The sequence below is a fragment of the Paraburkholderia susongensis genome, from assembly GCF_900177725.1.
Lineage (GTDB): Bacteria > Pseudomonadota > Gammaproteobacteria > Burkholderiales > Burkholderiaceae > Paraburkholderia > Paraburkholderia susongensis.
This window is the reverse complement of sequence record NZ_FXAT01000005.1, coordinates 60,877-75,979: the sequence shown is the minus strand read 5'-3', so window position 1 is coordinate 75,979 and position 15,103 is coordinate 60,877. Positions and strand designations below refer to the sequence as shown.

The 15,103-nt window shown below is 62.3% G+C and carries 12 protein-coding genes; 7 read left to right on the top strand and 5 right to left on the bottom strand.

The features are described from left to right. Positions 1–47: 47 nt before the first annotated feature. The 3 genes from B9Z01_RS16600 to B9Z01_RS16590 all read left to right on the top strand — a co-directional run bounded on the left by B9Z01_RS16600 (position 48) and on the right by B9Z01_RS16590 (position 3,507). Complete coding sequence (locus B9Z01_RS16600) at positions 48–815, top strand: SDR family oxidoreductase (protein ID WP_085484933.1); 768 nt, start codon at positions 48–50, stop codon at positions 813–815. A gap of 96 nt (positions 816–911) precedes the next feature. Then, a complete protein-coding gene (locus B9Z01_RS16595; protein WP_085484931.1) occupies positions 912–2,204 on the top strand; it encodes an MFS transporter in 1,293 nt (430 codons plus the stop codon). Positions 2,205–2,259: 55 nt separating this feature from the next. Then, the gene (locus tag B9Z01_RS16590; RefSeq protein WP_085484929.1) at positions 2,260–3,507 is read left to right on the top strand and encodes an enolase C-terminal domain-like protein; all 1,248 of its coding nucleotides are present in this window, start codon (positions 2,260–2,262) and stop codon (positions 3,505–3,507) included. Between the two features lie 80 nt (positions 3,508–3,587). Here B9Z01_RS16590 and B9Z01_RS16585 read toward each other — a convergent pair whose 3' ends face one another. The 3 genes from B9Z01_RS16585 to B9Z01_RS16575 all read right to left on the bottom strand — a co-directional run bounded on the left by B9Z01_RS16585 (position 3,588) and on the right by B9Z01_RS16575 (position 7,229). Further along, positions 3,588–5,756, bottom strand: a complete 2,169-nt coding sequence (locus tag B9Z01_RS16585) for a malate synthase G (RefSeq protein ID WP_085485716.1) — start codon at positions 5,754–5,756, stop codon at positions 3,588–3,590. 41 nt (positions 5,757–5,797) lie between these two features. After that, on the bottom strand, positions 5,798–6,202 hold the full coding sequence (locus B9Z01_RS16580) for a heme-binding protein (RefSeq protein ID WP_085484927.1): 405 nt from the start codon (positions 6,200–6,202) through the stop codon (positions 5,798–5,800). Between the two features lie 88 nt (positions 6,203–6,290). Beyond that, complete coding sequence (locus B9Z01_RS16575) at positions 6,291–7,229, bottom strand: SMP-30/gluconolactonase/LRE family protein (RefSeq protein ID WP_085484925.1); 939 nt, start codon at positions 7,227–7,229, stop codon at positions 6,291–6,293. Positions 7,230–7,465: 236 nt separating this feature from the next. On the opposite strand from B9Z01_RS16575, the gene B9Z01_RS16570 reads away from it, so the two are divergent. The 4 genes from B9Z01_RS16570 to B9Z01_RS16555 all read left to right on the top strand — a co-directional run bounded on the left by B9Z01_RS16570 (position 7,466) and on the right by B9Z01_RS16555 (position 13,012). Beyond that, the gene (locus tag B9Z01_RS16570) at positions 7,466–9,013 is read left to right on the top strand and encodes a UxaA family hydrolase (RefSeq protein ID WP_085484923.1); all 1,548 of its coding nucleotides are present in this window, start codon (positions 7,466–7,468) and stop codon (positions 9,011–9,013) included. Between the two features lie 102 nt (positions 9,014–9,115). Continuing rightward, positions 9,116–10,423 carry an MFS transporter gene (locus B9Z01_RS16565; protein WP_085484921.1) on the top strand — a complete coding sequence of 436 codons (1,308 nt, stop codon included), beginning with the start codon at positions 9,116–9,118 and terminating at the stop codon, positions 10,421–10,423. A gap of 72 nt (positions 10,424–10,495) precedes the next feature. Further along, on the top strand, positions 10,496–11,788 hold the full coding sequence (locus B9Z01_RS16560; RefSeq protein WP_085484919.1) for an MFS transporter: 1,293 nt from the start codon (positions 10,496–10,498) through the stop codon (positions 11,786–11,788). 57 nt (positions 11,789–11,845) lie between these two features. Further along, entirely contained in the window at positions 11,846–13,012 is a 1,167-nt protein-coding gene (locus B9Z01_RS16555) for a mandelate racemase/muconate lactonizing enzyme family protein (RefSeq protein ID WP_085484917.1), read from the top strand. A 68-nt stretch (positions 13,013–13,080) separates the two neighbouring features. Here the strand turns inward: B9Z01_RS16555 and B9Z01_RS16550 are convergent, their stop codons facing one another. Next, positions 13,081–14,010 (bottom strand): dihydrodipicolinate synthase family protein, encoded by a 930-nt coding sequence (locus B9Z01_RS16550; RefSeq protein WP_085484915.1) that lies wholly within the window; start codon positions 14,008–14,010, stop codon positions 13,081–13,083. Positions 14,011–14,051: 41 nt separating this feature from the next. Then, positions 14,052–15,050 carry a 2-hydroxyacid dehydrogenase gene (locus tag B9Z01_RS16545; RefSeq protein WP_085484913.1) on the bottom strand — a complete coding sequence of 333 codons (999 nt, stop codon included), beginning with the start codon at positions 15,048–15,050 and terminating at the stop codon, positions 14,052–14,054. Between the last annotated feature and the right edge of the window lie 53 nt (positions 15,051–15,103).

The following is a 15,103-nucleotide window of genomic DNA, read 5'->3' as shown; positions in this document are numbered from 1 at the left end:
CGATGGGCGCGCTCGCGCCTTTTTCCTGACCACACAGAGGACCCAGCATGACCCATCTATTCGATCTGAGCGGCCGCACGGCGTTTGTCACCGGCTCGGCGCGCGGTATTGGCTACGCGTTGGCCGAAGGATTGGCGGCGGCGGGCGCGAGCGTCGTGCTCAACGGCACGCGAGCGGATACGGTCGCTGAATCGGTCAGCAAGCTGGTCAGCGCGGGCTATCAGGCGCAGGGCCGCGCTTTCGACGTCACCGATGAAGCGGCCGTTGCCGACGCCTTCGCGCAGTGGGACAGGGACGGCGTGCAGATCGACATCCTCGTGAATAACGCCGGCATCCAGTTTCGCAAGCCGCTCGTCGATCTCGAACTGAGCGACTGGCAACGCGTGATCGACACGAACCTGACCAGCGCGTTCATCGTCGCGAAGCAGGCGGCGCGCCGCATGATTGCGCGCGGCAAGGGCGGCAAGATCATCAACATCGGCTCGCTCACGAGCGAAGCAGGGCGGGCGACCGTCGGCGCGTACACGGCGGCGAAGGGCGGCATCAAGATGCTGACTCGCGCAATGAGCGCCGAGTGGGCGGTCTCGAACATCCAGGCGAACGCGATTGGTCCGGGCTACATCCTGACCGACATGAACAAGCCGCTGATCGAGAACGCGGCCTTCGATGCGTGGGTGAAAAGCAGCAACCCTTCGCAGCGCTGGGGCACACCGGATGAGCTCGTCGGCACGGCGGTGTATCTCGCGTCGCCCGCGTCGAGCTATGTGAATGGTCAGATCATCTACGTGGACGGCGGCTGGCTCGCCGTACTTTGAAACCGAATTGAATACAGGTCCACGCGAGTACAACAGAACGATCAAACGACTCGCGCTGGTCAATCGTTGAATGCGCCGTACCGATCCGGAGACAGCATGGAAAGCGTCAAGCCCGTAGCACCCCAAAGATGGTGGTATCTGATGCCCATCATCTTCATCACCTACAGCCTCGCCTATCTCGACCGCGCCAACTACGGCTTTGCCGCGGCGGCCGGAATCGACAGGGACCTCGGTATCACGCAAGGCACGTCGTCGCTGATCGGTTCGCTGTTCTTTCTCGGCTACTGCCTGTTTCAGGTGCCCGGCGCGATCTACGCGCAGCGCAACAGCGTGAAGAAACTGATCTTCTTCAGCCTGATTCTGTGGGGCGTGTGCGCCGCGGCTACGGGCATGGTCAGCAACATTCCGATGCTGATGGCGCTGCGATTCATCCTCGGCGTGGTGGAGGCCGCCGTGATGCCGTCGATGCTGATGTACATCAGCCGGTGGTTCACGCGCAGCGAGCGTTCGCGCGCGAATACGTTCCTCATTCTCGGCAACCCGGTGACGGTACTGTGGATGTCGGTGGTGTCGGGCTATCTGGTGCACAGCTTCGGCTGGCGCGAGATGTTCGTCTTCGAAGGGGCGCCCGCGCTTGTCTGGGCAGTGGTGTGGTGGTTCACGGTGAAAGATCGCCCGGCCGACGCCCCCTGGATGAGTGACGCGGAAAAGGTCGAACTCGATGCACGTCTGAAGGCGGAGCAGGCGCATATCGCCCCAGTGCGCGACTACAAGTCGGCGTTCCGCTCGTCGATCGTGATGAAGTTCTGCGCGATTCACGCGCTGTGGAGCATCGGCGTCTACGGCTTCATCATGTGGCTGCCGTCGATTCTCAAGGCCGCGTCGACGATCGATATCGTCTCGGTTGGCTGGCTCGCGGCGGTGCCCTATCTCGCCGCAATCATTCTGATGCTGCTCGCGTCGTGGCTCTCGGACAAGACGCGCAACCGCAAGCTGTTCGTGTGGCCATTGCTGCTCGTCGGGACCATCGCGTTCGTCGCCTCCTACCTGATCGGCGGCTCGCATTTCTGGATCTCGTTCGCGCTGCTGGTTGTGGCGGGCGCAAGCATGTACGCGCCGTATGGCCCGTTCTTCGCACTGGTGCCCGAGCTGATTCCGAGCAACGTGCTGGGCGGCGCGATCGGCCTGATCAATGCATGTGGTGCGTTGGGTGCGTTCGCGGGTTCGTGGGTGGTGGGTTATCTGAACGGCGTGACCGGCAGCCCGGCGGCTTCGTACATCTTTATGGCGGGCGGCTTGCTGCTGTCCGTGATCCTGATGATGACGGTGCCAGCGCAGTCCGATCAGCGTACGAAGCGTGAAGCGCCGCTGTCGCTGAATCGCACGTGAAGCCCCACTTGAGCAGCAGCTTTGTTTTCCTTGATTCGCTTTTGGCAGACAGAACATGACAACCCTGATTACCGATGTGAAGGTCATCCTGACCGCGCCGGAAGGCATCAATCTGATCGTAGTGAAGGTGGAGACGGACCAGCCTGGTCTGGTCGGTCTCGGATGCGCGACATTCGCCTACCGGCACGTCGCCGTGAAGTGCCTCATCGAGGAGTATCTGCGGCCGCTGCTGATCGGCCGCGATGCCGAGGCAATCGAGGAGCTATGGCAACTGATGCATCAGAATGCATACTGGCGTAACGGGCCGATCGAGAACAACGCGATCTCCGGCATCGACATGGCGCTGTGGGATATCAAGGGCAAGCTGGCGAATATGCCGTTGTATCAGTTGTTCGGAGGCAAGTGCCGTGAAGGCGTTCCGATTTACCGGCATGCCGATGGCCGCGACCTCAACGAGCTTTGCGAGAACATCCAGAAGTACCGCGAGCAGGGCGTCACGCATATTCGCTGTCAAAGTGGGGGCTATGGCGGGGGCGGCTTTGGCAAGGCGCCGCCGAATGCACCGTCAGGTTCTGTGGACGGCGTGTATCTCGACAGCAGGAAGTACATGCGCGAGACGCTCAAACTGTTCGACGGCATTCGCAGCAAGATCGGCTTTGACGTAGCCTTGTGCCACGATGTTCACGAACGTTTGAAGCCGGCCGAAGCGATCCGCTTCGCGTGCGAGTTGGAACAATACGATCTGTTCTTCCTCGAAGATGCGATCCCGCTGGAGGAGGGCGAATGGATGCGGCAACTGCGCGCGAAGACGACCACGCCGTTAGCTCAAGGCGAACTGTTCAACAATCCGCATGAGTGGCGCTTTTTGATCACCGAACGGCTAATCGATTACATCCGCGTGCATCTGAGTCAGATCGGCGGCATCACGGCGGGGCGAAAACTGCAGATATTCGCCGAGCAGTTCGGCGTAAGGACCGCATGGCATGGACCCGGCGACATGTCGCCGCTGGCGCACGCGGCGAACATCCACATCGATCTGGCCTCGCGCAATTTCGGCGTGCAGGAATGGTCCGGCACCGAACCGCCCAACTTCGTGATTCAGGATCTCAAAGGCCCCAGGGCCGCATTGCTCGACGTATTCCCGGGACTGCCGGAGTTCAGGGACGGCTACGTCTACGCCAATGACAAGCCGGGGCTCGGCGTGGATATCGACGAAGCCGAGGCGGCGAAGTATCCCTGCGAGAACACGGTCACGACATGGACACAGACGAGATTGAGAGATGGGACGCTGCAAACGCCGTGAGCGCTTGTGCGTCGCGCATCGTGTCGACTGCCTCGCCGCAGAACCCCTCTGCTGGAAACGGAATCAGCTGCGTTTGCCGCCTACCGCTTCGCGCCGAGCCTGAACTCGTGCAGCAACGGCTCCGTATACCCGGAAGGCTGCGAGCGTCCTTCAAACACCAGTGCCTTTGCCGCCTTGAACGCGAGCGATGTATCGAGGTGACCGGTCATAGGCTGGTACTGCGGGTCGTTGGCGTTCTGATCGTCCACCACCTTCGCCATGCGCTTGAACGTGTCGTTGACCTGCGCTTGCGACACCACCCCGTGATGCAGCCAGTTCGCAATGTGCTGGCTCGAAATGCGCAGCGTCGCGCGGTCTTCCATCAGGCCGATGTCATGAATATCCGGCACCTTCGAACATCCGACGCCCTGATCGATCCAGCGCACCACGTAACCGAGAATCCCCTGCGCGTTGTTCTCGATTTCGTTGCGGATTTCCTCATCCGACCATTGCGCCTTTTCGACGACAGGAATCGTCAGCAGCCCGTCGAGCAGTTCATCGCGTACGCTATCGTAAGCGGTCTTTTCCAGCTCTTGCTGCACGGCCTGAACATCGACCTGATGGTAGTGCAGCGCGTGCAGCGTCGCGGCAGTCGGTGACGGCACCCAGGCCGTGTTCGCGCCCGCTCGCGGATGTGCGACCTTCTGTTCGAGCATCGCATGCATGAGGTCGGGCATCGCCCACATGCCTTTGCCGATCTGCGCGCGTCCGCGCAATCCCGAGTTCAGACCGGCCAGCACGTTATTGCGCTCATAGGCAGCGATCCAGGCGGACGATTTCATATCGCCCTTGCGCATCATCGGACCAGCTTCCATCGAGCTGTGCATCTCGTCGCCAGTGCGATCGAGGAAGCCCGTATTGATGAACGCCACGCGCGCCGATGCCGCCGCGATGCACGCCGGCAGGTTGACGCTCGTGCGGCGTTCCTCGTCCATGATGCCCATCTTGATGGTATGGCGCGGCAGCCCCAGAAGGTCTTCGACGCGCCCGAACAGCTCATTGGCGAATGCGACTTCGGCCGGGCCGTGCATCTTCGGCTTGACGATGTAAATCGATCCGGTCCGCGAATTGAGCCTGTTCTGCAGGTCATGCATCGCGCCCAGCGAGGTCATGACGGCATCCAGGATACCCTCGGGAATCTCGTGGCCGTCGCGATCGACGATCGCCGGATTCGTCATCAAATGCCCGACATTACGGATGAACAGCAACGAGCGGCCATGCAGCTTCACGCTCGAGCCATCGGGCGCGGTATAGATGCGATCGGCGTTCAGGCGACGCGTGAAGGTCTTGCCGTTTTTGGTGACCTGCTCGCTCAGATCGCCTTTCGCGAGGCCGGTCCAGTTGCGGTAGAGCTGCACCTTGTCGGCGGCGTCGACGGCGGCTACCGAGTCTTCGCAATCGATGATCGTCGAGACGGCCGCTTCCATCAACACGTCTTTCACGCGCGCCGCGTCGGTCTTGCCGATCGCGTCGGCGGCGTCGATCTGGATCTCGAAGTGCAGGCCATGATGCTTCAGCAGCACGGCGGAAGGGGCGCCTGCGTCGCCCTGATAGCCGATGAACTGCGCGGGCACTTTCAATGCCGACGAGCCGTTCCTGAGCGTGACGTTGAGCTTGCCGCATTCCACGCGGTACGCGATGGCGTCCACGTGCGAGCCGTTGGCGAGCGGCGCGGCTTCATCGAGGAACGCGCGGGCGCGCGCGATCACGCGTTCGCCGCGGACCGGATTGAAGTAAGCGGTGCGCTCGGCACCGTCGGTCTCGGGGATCGCGTCGGTACCGTAGAGCGCGTCGTACAGGCTGCCCCAGCGCGCGTTTGCGGCGTTGAGCGCGTAGCGCAGGTTCGACAGCGGTACGACCAGTTGCGGGCCAGCCTGGCCGGCGATTTCGGCGTCGACGTTCTGGGTCGACGCCGCAACGGCCGCGCGCGCCGGCACGATATAGCCGATGCTTTCGAGAAATGCGCGGTACGCCTTCAGATCGCGTACCGGCCCCGGATTGGCGCGATGCCACTGGTCCAGCTCCGTCTGCAGACGATCGCGTTCCGCTAGCAGCGCGCGGTTCTGCGGAGCGAGGTCGTGGACGAGGGCAGCGAAGCCTCTCCAGAAGGTTTCACTGTCGATGCCGGTCCCGCTCAACGCCTCATCGTCCACAAACTTGCTCAAAACAGCCGCGACACGCAGACCGTGTCGCTCGATCATTTCACCCATCATGTGCTCCAACAGTTTCAGATACTCCAGATACTCATTACTCAGCCGTTGAGGCTGATTGCCGCGGTTCGCGCCACTTGCGAATCCTGATCCGGCTTGACACCGGACACGCCCACCGCGCCCACCACGTGCCCGCCGACCATGACGGGCACACCGCCTTCCAGCGTGCCGGCCAGCGGCGCGCTCAGGAACGCGGTCCGGCCGCCGTTGATCATGTCTTCGTACTGCTTCGATTCACGCCGGCCGAGCGCTGCCGTGCGCGCCTTTTCAGTCGCGATGTATGCGCCTATCGGCGCACAGCCATCGAGGCGCAGCAGAGCCAGCAGATGGCCTCCGTCATCCACGACCGCGATGGTGACAGCCCACTGGTTCTTTTCTGCTTCCGCGCGCGCCGCTTCGAGAATTCGCGTCGCTTCCACAACGGTCAATACGGATTTGCTTTGCATGTCAGCGTTATCAAGTCAGGTGTTGAAGTGAAGTGTCGCCACCGGTGCGTGCCGGTGGCCGGGAGAGGTTTCTTTGCGGCGACGCGGCTTATCCGCCCAGCGCGCCTTGCGTATTGACGTGCACCGCATAAATGGACTGCGACGACGCCATGAACAGCCGGTTACGCGCGCGACCGCCAAAACACAGATTCGCGCAGCGCTCGGGCAGGGCGATTCGGCCAATCAATTTTCCTTGCGGCGAAATGACCATGACACCATCGAGTTCGTCATTGCCCATGCCCCAGCCGCACCACAGATTGCCGTCGATGTCCGCGCGCATTCCGTCGATCGTGCCGGCGCCCGCGTCGTAGAACATGCGGCCCCGAGCGATCCGGCGGCCGTCTGCTTCCATTTCATAAACGTGGATCATCCGGTTCGGTACGCCGCGCGATTCGATGATGTAAAGCAGCTTCTCGTCGGGTGAAAAGCACAGGCCGTTGGGCCCTTTCAGATCGCGAGTGACGACGGACGCTTCGCCCGTCACGCCATCGATCCGATACACGGAGTGCGGCAGTTCCTGTTCCGCCTTGATGCCTTCGTAGTGCCCGGCGATGCCCATCGGCGGATCGGTGAACCAGATCGAGCCGTCCGACTTCACGACCAGGTCGTTGGGGGAATTGAGCCGCTTGCCTTCGAAAGAATCGAGAAGGACGGTGATGCTGCCGTCGTATTCGGTGCGTGTGACGCGGCGACCATGCTCGCAGGTAACGAGCCGCCCCTGCCGGTCGCGGGTATTGCCGTTCGCGTAGTTCGAAGGCTTGCGAAACACGCTGACTACGCCCGTTTCCTCTTCCCATTTCAGCATCTGGTTGTTTGGGATGTCGCTCCACAGCAGGTAGCGTCCATCGCCGAACCAGACTGGACCCTCGGTCCACCGGTAGCCGGTGGCCAGGCGTTCGACAGCCGAAAAGGCCACGCGGTATTTATCGAAGGAAGGGTCTAGCGAAATGACCCGGGGATCGGGGTATCGCTCAGCTTGTTGCCACATCTGAATCTCCTGTTCGGGTGCCCGGCATTGCCGCCTATGCGGCAGCGTGACGCCGAGTATAACCGGAAATGAGTAAGCGCTTTCTCTTGAATCCTGCGAGGAAGTACCATAATATGCCTGAAATTCCCGGATCTAAAAAATTGACGCGGCGACGTAGAGCTTCTGTAGGAAAGCGATTACCCGTCGAGCGGTTGTTTTGGCCGCCCGACGCCCCATTTCTCGAAGGGCAATGTTTGATGACTGAGACGACGAGCAGGAACGTAACGGGCCCGGTGATCCGGCTGCATGCCGATGACAATGTGGTCATTGCGCGCATCGATGTTGCAATCGGTACGCCGGTTCCAGCGGAAGATTTTGTTTGCCGCAGCCAGGTGGCCGCGGGTTACAAGATCGCGGCGACGCCGATCAGGAAAGGCGAGCCGGTTCGCAAATACAACGTGGTGATCGGTTTCGCGGCGACGGACATCGCACCGGGCACGATGGTCCATAGCCATAACGTCGAGTTTCGCGAGTTCGACCGGGACTATGCTTTTGGCGCGGACTACCGGGCCGTCGAGATGGTGCCCGAAGCCGGGCGCGCCACATTCCAGGGAATCGTGCGGGAGAACGGCGAGGTCGCTACGCGCAATTACATCGGTGTGCTGTCCACCGTCAATTGTTCGGCCACGGTCGCTCATAAGATCGCCGAATGGTTTACGCCGGAACGGCTAGCGGACTACCCGAACGTGGACGGCGTGGTCGCATTTACGCACTCGATCGGTTGCGGCATGGAAATGAGCGGCGAACCGATGGCGCTGCTGCGCCGGACGATGGCGGGTTATGCGCGCCATCCCAATCTCGCCGCTGCGTTGATCGTCGGGCTGGGATGCGAGCGCAACCAGCTGGCCGGACTGATGGATCAGGAAGGTCTGAAGGCTGATTCGCGGCTGCACACGTTCATCATGCAGGAGAGCGGTGGCACGCGCCGGACCATCGAGGCTGGCGTGGCGGCGGTCAAGGCGCTGTTACCGGCTGCCAACCGCGTCAAGCGCACGACGGTTTCCGCGAGCCACCTGAAGATCGGTCTGCAATGCGGCGGCTCGGACGGTTTTTCGTCGATCACCGCCAATCCTTCGCTCGGTGCGGCGATGGACCTGCTGGTCCGTCATGGCGGCACGGCGATCCTGTCCGAAACGCCCGAAATCTACGGCGTGGAACATACGCTTACGCGGCGTGCGGTCAGCCGCGAAGTTGGCGAAAAGCTGGTCGAGCGGATCGGCTGGTGGAAAGACGAGTATTCGGTCGGCCGGGACGTTCAGATCAACGGCCGGGTCAGCCCGGGCAATCAGGTGGGCGGACTGGCGAACATCTTCGAAAAGTCGATCGGATCCGCGATGAAAGGCGGCACCGGTCCGCTCATGGAAGTGTATCGATATGCCGAGCCGGTGAAGCAGCATGGACTCGTGTTCATGGACACGCCCGGTTTCGACCCCGTCTCCGCGACGGGTCAGATTGCAGGCGGCGCGAATCTGATCGCCTTCACCACGGGACGCGGTTCGATGTTCGGCGCGAAGCCCGTGCCATCGCTGAAGCTCGCCACCAATACACCGATGTACAGCCGTCTGACCGAAGACATGGATCTGAATTGCGGTGGGATCCTCGATGGCGTTGCGTCGATTCAAAGCACGGGCCAGAAGATCTTCGATGCCATTCTCGCGGCCGCGTCGGGCGAGCGCACGAAAAGCGAAATGCTCGGGCTCGGTGACCACGAATTCGTGCCGTGGCAGATCGGCATCATGAGTTGAGTCTGGAGTGACTCAACGCGTCGCGAAGGCGAGCGGCCATTTACAACAACAAAAAATGCCGTCGCCCTGTAGCTAGTCGAATCCAATGGTGGAGACAACCCCTTGAGTACCCGAAGCCCGGCAATACCAATCACCGCAAGCGCGGCAAGCAACTCGATCTATTCGCGCGTGACATGGCGCTTCATGCCCTTGCTGTTCGTCTGCTACGTGGTTGCCTATCTGGATCGGGTCAACGTGGGCTTCGCCAAGCTCCAGATGCTCAGCGATCTGAACTTCAGCGAGGCGATATACGGCTTCGGCGCCGGCATCTTTTTCGTCGGATATTTCCTCTTCGAGGTGCCGAGTAACCTGCTTCTGCACCGGCTCGGCGCGCGCCGCTGGATCGCCCGGATCATGCTCACCTGGGCCGTGCTCTCGGCTGCGACCGCGTGGGTCACGTCGCCTCCGATGTTTTACGTATTGCGTTTCTTTCTGGGCGTCGCGGAAGCGGGCTTTTTCCCGGGGCTGGTGTTGTATCTCACCTACTGGTTTCCGTCGCACCGGCGCGGCAAGATGATCGCTTTCCTGATGGCGGGCAATCCGGTGGCTGGCATCGTCGGCGGCCCGATATCGGGTTTCATCATGCAGCGCCTGGCGGGGAGCGCGGGGCTTGCCGGCTGGCAGTGGTTGTTCATTCTGGAAGCTATCCCCGCGCTGATTCTCGGCGCCGTGATTTTCTGGTTCCTCGACGACCGCGTGAAGGACGCAAAGTGGCTGCCGGTCGAGGACCGCGATTTCATCGCAGCGGAAATCGATGCGGAAGCGCGCACAAAAAGTCATGGTTCCGTACGTCAGGTCTTCACGTCGCTCAAAGTGTGGACCTTGTGCACGATTCTCTTCGGTATCGTGATGGGCTCTTATGCGGTTGGCTTCTGGCAGCCGACCATCATCAAGAGTTCGGGTGTCACGGACCCTTTCACGATCGGCATGCTCACCGTCGTGCCCTATCTGGCAGCCTTGATTCTGATGATGGTGGTCGGCCGCAGCGCGGACCGCACGCGTGAGCGCCGCTGGCACGTGGTGGTGCCGCAATGCGTGGCGGCCGCGGGTTTCGTGACGTGCGCCTACGCGGGCAACAATACCTATATTGCGATGCTCGGTCTGACGCTTGCCGCTTCGGGCGTGATCACGGCGCTTCCGATGTTCTGGGCGTTGCCCACGTCCTTTCTTGGGGGCACCGGTGCGGCCGCCGGCATTGCCTTGATCAACTCGACGGGCAATCTGGCGGGATTCGCAAGTCCCGCGCTGGTGGGGTGGCTGAAAACGGTCACTCATTCACTTGATTCAAGCCTGTTCCTGATAGCGGGGTCGCTGATTGTCTCCGCATGTCTGATCCTGACGCAGCTTCCCGCGAAGCTCGTCAACAGGTAGTTCCCGCGTGACACCAGAGCGAAATGCCGGACGACAAGATTCGGCGTCCTCAATTCTATGGATTAGAGACAAATGAAGACTGGGAAGTATCGTTACGTGATCGCATTACTGCTGTTCATCGCGGGCGCGATCAATTACATGGACCGGGCGGCGCTTGGCGTAGTAGCGCCTGTTCTGAACAAGGAACTGGCTCTTTCACCATCGCAACTCGGTGTGGTGTTCAGCAGTTTTTTCTTCGGCTATTCCATTTTCGCATTCGTCGGCGGGCAACTTGCCGACAGGTACGGACCACGCAGGGTGTTTTCGTGGGCAATGGGTGCATGGTCCATTCTCTGCGGGTTGACTGCGGCCGCGACTGGCTTCGGCACGCTGCTGGTCTCCAGGGCGCTGTTCGGCTTCGGCGAAGGCCCGATGAATTCGACGACCAACCGGACCATCACCAACTGGTTTCCCCGGCATGAAACCGCGACGATGGTCGGCTTCACGTTTTCGGGGCAGACGGTAGGCAGCGCGATCGCGGGGCCGGTGGTCGGACTGATCGCCATCGCCTACGGCTGGCGCACCTCGTTTGTGATTATCGCGGTGTTCGGGCTCGCGTGGATCGTCGCCTGGCGTCTGTTCGCGACCGACAAGCCGGCGCAAAGCGCGTGGGTCGGCGAAGCCGAACGAGAGATGGTCGAAGCGAGCCGTAACGCGGCGCATCCGGCAGAAGGTGACGACGAAAGCACGCCGCTGCGCGGCTATCTGTTTCGTCCGAGCACGCTTGCGCTCGGCGTCGGCCTGTTCGCGGTGAACTACACGTTGTTCGTGTTCATTTCGTGGATGCCGAGCTATTTCACCAACGCGCTGCATCTCGACATGAAGCAGATGAGCTTTTTGAGCGCGGTGCCGTGGGCATGTGGCGGGATCGGCTATTTCGGCGGCGGCCTCGTCGCCGACGCGTATTTCAAGCGCGTGAGCAACAAGCTGCTCGCGCGCAAGGTCTCGGCGATCGTGCCGCTCGCGCTGTCGGGTCTCGCCCTTGTGGGCGTCAGCCTCGTTGATTCCGTGACGCCCGCCGTACTGCTCGTCGCGTTCGCCGTGCTGTTCCTGACGGCCTCGTCGCAAGCGTGCTGGGCCATCATGCATGAACTCGTGCCGGGCAGACATCTCGGCGGCGTAAGCGGCTTCGTTCACCTCTTGAGCAACATTTCGGGCATCGTCGGCCCGACCATGATGGGTCTGGCGGTTCAGTACTTTGGCGGCTACAGCAGCGGCTTCATGCTCGGCGCGGCGGTCGATCTGATCGGCGTGCTGGCCATGCTGCTGGTCATCGGCCGGCGTGCGCCGGCCGAGTCCGTCGGGACGCCCACCACCGCCGCATAGTGGGGCCGCACGATCGGTCACGCGAGCATCGTCACTTTTTCGAGTCGAACTACTGCTATGAGAAGCATCAACGTTGAAGCTGGGCAAACCGGTTATCAGGCGCGTGCGCGCATCGTTTCGGTGGAGGCGCGCACCATCCGCGTGCCGCTCGATCGCCACACGGCGTTCTCGACCCGTCTCGTCACGGCCCGCGACTACACGGTCGTGCGCGTGAGGACAGCCGATGATTACTACGGCATCGGCTTCTGCTACGGCGGCAACCGCGCCGGCATGCTGGTCACGTATGCGGTGCGCGAACTGTTTGCACCGTTGTTGCTCGGGCGCTGCGCGCTCGATGTCGAAGGCTCGTGGTGCGCGATGTACGACGAATCCTTGCTGCAAGGGCGCGCGGGCTCGGTCATGCGGGCTCTGTCCATCATCGACATCGCGTTGTGGGACCGCAATGCCCGCGCGTCGGGCCTGCCGTTGAGCCGCTATCTCGGCGGCACTTCTAGCGCCACCGTGCCGGCCTATGCCAGCGGCGGTTACTACCTCGAAGGCAAGACCCCGGAGCATCTCGGCGAGGAGATGGCGGCCTACGTCGCGTCGGGATTTCGCGCCGTGAAGATGAAGGTGGGGCGGCTCGATCCGCGTGGCGAGGAGGCGCGCATCAGGGCGGCGCGAGAAGCGGTCGGCGACGACGTGCTGCTGATGCTCGATGCCAACAACGCCTGGTCCGACGTTCCAACCGCGCTCGAATACATGCGCCGGTACGAGCCGTACAACCCGTACTGGATAGAGGAGCCCTTCAGTCCCGATGACATCGAAAGCCATGCGCAACTGAGCCGGCGCACGCCGGTGAATGTGGCGACCGGTGAGATAGAAACGGGGCGCTGGCGGCACCAGGCCCTGCTCGACAAGCGCGCGGCCGTGATCCTTCAGTCGGACGCGGCGGTATGCGGCGGAATCAGCGAATGGCGACGCATTGCGGCGTCGGCCGCGGCCGTGGGTGTCACGATGTGCCCGCACTGGTTCCACGATCTGCACGTGCATCTCGTCGCGTCGACGCCCAATGCGCGCTATGTCGAATTCTTTCCTGACGATCAGGTGCTGAATTTCCGTCGGCTGGTGGATAAGCAACTGTCGTTCGCGGACGGCGAGCTGGTCGTGCCGACCGGACCCGGCCTCGGCTTCGACTTCGATGAAGCGGCGCTCGACGAATACGCGCTCGACGACTGGGCGTGAGGTCGACGCGATAACTGACGCAAAAAACGCCGGTTGCGAATGCAGCCGGCGGGTGATTCCGCACTACATCAGGCGTTGACTTCGAGCCCCGGCATCGAGAAGCCGTTTTCGCGGAGCGCGCCGGCGAGCGCATCGCATTGCGCCGGCGTCAGATCGACGAGAGGAGGACGTACGACGCCCCAATCGGGCTCGTTCGAGTACACGCCGATCGCTGCCTTGAGCGCGGGAATCATCGGGAACCGCGCGAACACCGCACGCGTCGCATCGAGTTCCGCCTGACGGGCATCGGCGTCGGCCGATTGCCAGTGGCGATACAACTGCACGATCGCCGCCGGATTGACGTTGCCGGTCGCCGTGATACAGCCGACGCCACCCGCGCGCATCGTGGCCAGCAGGAAGTTTTCACTGCCGGCGAACACATCGAAGCCCTGCGGCTGGAAGCGTTCGAGCATCGCCCGGGTGTTGCTCCAGTCGCCTGAACTGTCCTTCACGCCGGCGATCACGCCTGGGAAAGCGGCGAGCAGCCGCTCGATGAGCGCGAGGCTGATCGGCACCTGCGTCACGGGCGGGATGTGATACAGGTAAATGCGCAGCGCGTTTGAACCCACGCGCTCGATGATCTGCGCATAGCTGCGGAACAGGCCTTCATCGGTGACGCCCTTGTAGTAGAACGGCGGCAGCATCAGCACATGGTTCACCCCTAGCGAAAGCGCATGGCGCGTCAGCTCGACCGTGTCGGTGAGTGCCGAGCAGCCGGTGCCCGGCATCAGGCGATCGAGCGGAATGTCCGCGTCCACGAGTGTTTCGAGCAGTTTCATCTTCTCGCTGACCGCGAGCGAATTGGCTTCCGAGTTGGTGCCGAAAACAGCGAGCCCGACGTCCTGCTCGATAAGCCATCGGCAATGACGGACGTAGCGGTCGCGATCGGGAAGAAGGTTTCTGGTGAACGGCGTGACCACGGGCGAGTAGACGCCGCGGGGCCGGTTGACTGAAGTCATCGCGTGTTCCTTGTGATTGAGGTGAGAGTGTTTCGCGCCATTCAGCCGGCGATCTGTTGCGCGGGCGAGCGGGCGTGGAGCGCTTCAGGATTGACACAGGTCGAGGAGAGCCGACCGTCCAATGCATCGATGAGATTGCGCACCGCGCGCATAGCCATGTTCTCGCGTGTCTGTCGCGTCGCGGAGCCGATATGCGGCACCGCCACGACGTTCGGCAACTGCAGCAGCGGCGAGTCGGGCGGCACCGGTTCGCGTTCGAACACATCGAGACCGGCGCCGAGAATGCGGCCTTCACGCAGATGCGCGATGAGGGCGGCCTCGTCGACGACCTGTCCGCGAGCGCAGTTGATGAGAATGGCCGATGGCTTCATCGCAGCGAGTTCGGCGCTGCCGATCAGGCGCTCGGTGGCGGGCGACAGCGGCACCAGCACGCACACGAAATCCGCAGTCGCGAGCAGTTCGGCAAGCGGCCGCCATTGCGCGCCGTAGCGCTCCTCCGCTTCGGGGTTGCGGGAGCGGTTCGAATAGATCACGTCCATGCCGAAGCCGAGCGCGGCGCGCTTCGCAACCGCGCTGCCAATGCGCCCGAGTCCGACGATTCCGAGCGTTTTGTGATGCACGTCGACGCCGAATTGCGCCTCGCCGATCGTACGTGTCCATTGGCCGCGCCGCGTCCAGTCAGCGAGTTCGGCAATGCGCCGGGCGCTCGCGAGGATCAGGCTGAACACGAGATCGGCGGTGGTTTCGGTGACTTCTTCCGGCGTGTTGGTGAGCACGATGCCGCGGCGCGAGAGTTCGGGCACATCGAACGCATCGAAGCCGGCCGAGATGGTGGAGGCGACCTGAAGCAACGGCGCCGCATCGAGGATCCCGGGCGTAATCTTGAGATTGTTGCCGACCATGCCATGAGCCGTGCCGAGCGCACGTTTGAACGGCGCCAGGTCGCCGGAAGACACGTCGGTCAGCTCGACGGAACAGTGCTCACGAAGTAGCCCCAGCACGGCTGGAGGCAACGAACGATAGGCCACGACATGCTTCATGAAAACCTCGGCGCAATGCGCTTGAAGAGAAAGTGGAGAGGCGGCGTCGACCG

Coding starts and splice junctions, on each gene's coding strand:
- B9Z01_RS16600 (WP_085484933.1), top strand. CDS start 48: ATGACCCATCTATTCGATCTGAGCGGCCGCACGGCGTTTGTCACCGGC.
- B9Z01_RS16595 (WP_085484931.1), top strand. CDS start 912: ATGGAAAGCGTCAAGCCCGTAGCACCCCAAAGATGGTGGTATCTGATG.
- B9Z01_RS16590 (WP_085484929.1), top strand. CDS start 2,260: ATGACAACCCTGATTACCGATGTGAAGGTCATCCTGACCGCGCCGGAA.
- B9Z01_RS16585 (WP_085485716.1), bottom strand. CDS start 5,756: ATGGGTGAAATGATCGAGCGACACGGTCTGCGTGTCGCGGCTGTTTTG.
- B9Z01_RS16580 (WP_085484927.1), bottom strand. CDS start 6,202: ATGCAAAGCAAATCCGTATTGACCGTTGTGGAAGCGACGCGAATTCTC.
- B9Z01_RS16575 (WP_085484925.1), bottom strand. CDS start 7,229: ATGTGGCAACAAGCTGAGCGATACCCCGATCCCCGGGTCATTTCGCTA.
- B9Z01_RS16570 (WP_085484923.1), top strand. CDS start 7,466: ATGACTGAGACGACGAGCAGGAACGTAACGGGCCCGGTGATCCGGCTG.
- B9Z01_RS16560 (WP_085484919.1), top strand. CDS start 10,496: ATGAAGACTGGGAAGTATCGTTACGTGATCGCATTACTGCTGTTCATC.
- B9Z01_RS16555 (WP_085484917.1), top strand. CDS start 11,846: ATGAGAAGCATCAACGTTGAAGCTGGGCAAACCGGTTATCAGGCGCGT.
- B9Z01_RS16550 (WP_085484915.1), bottom strand. CDS start 14,010: ATGACTTCAGTCAACCGGCCCCGCGGCGTCTACTCGCCCGTGGTCACG.
- B9Z01_RS16545 (WP_085484913.1), bottom strand. CDS start 15,050: ATGAAGCATGTCGTGGCCTATCGTTCGTTGCCTCCAGCCGTGCTGGGG.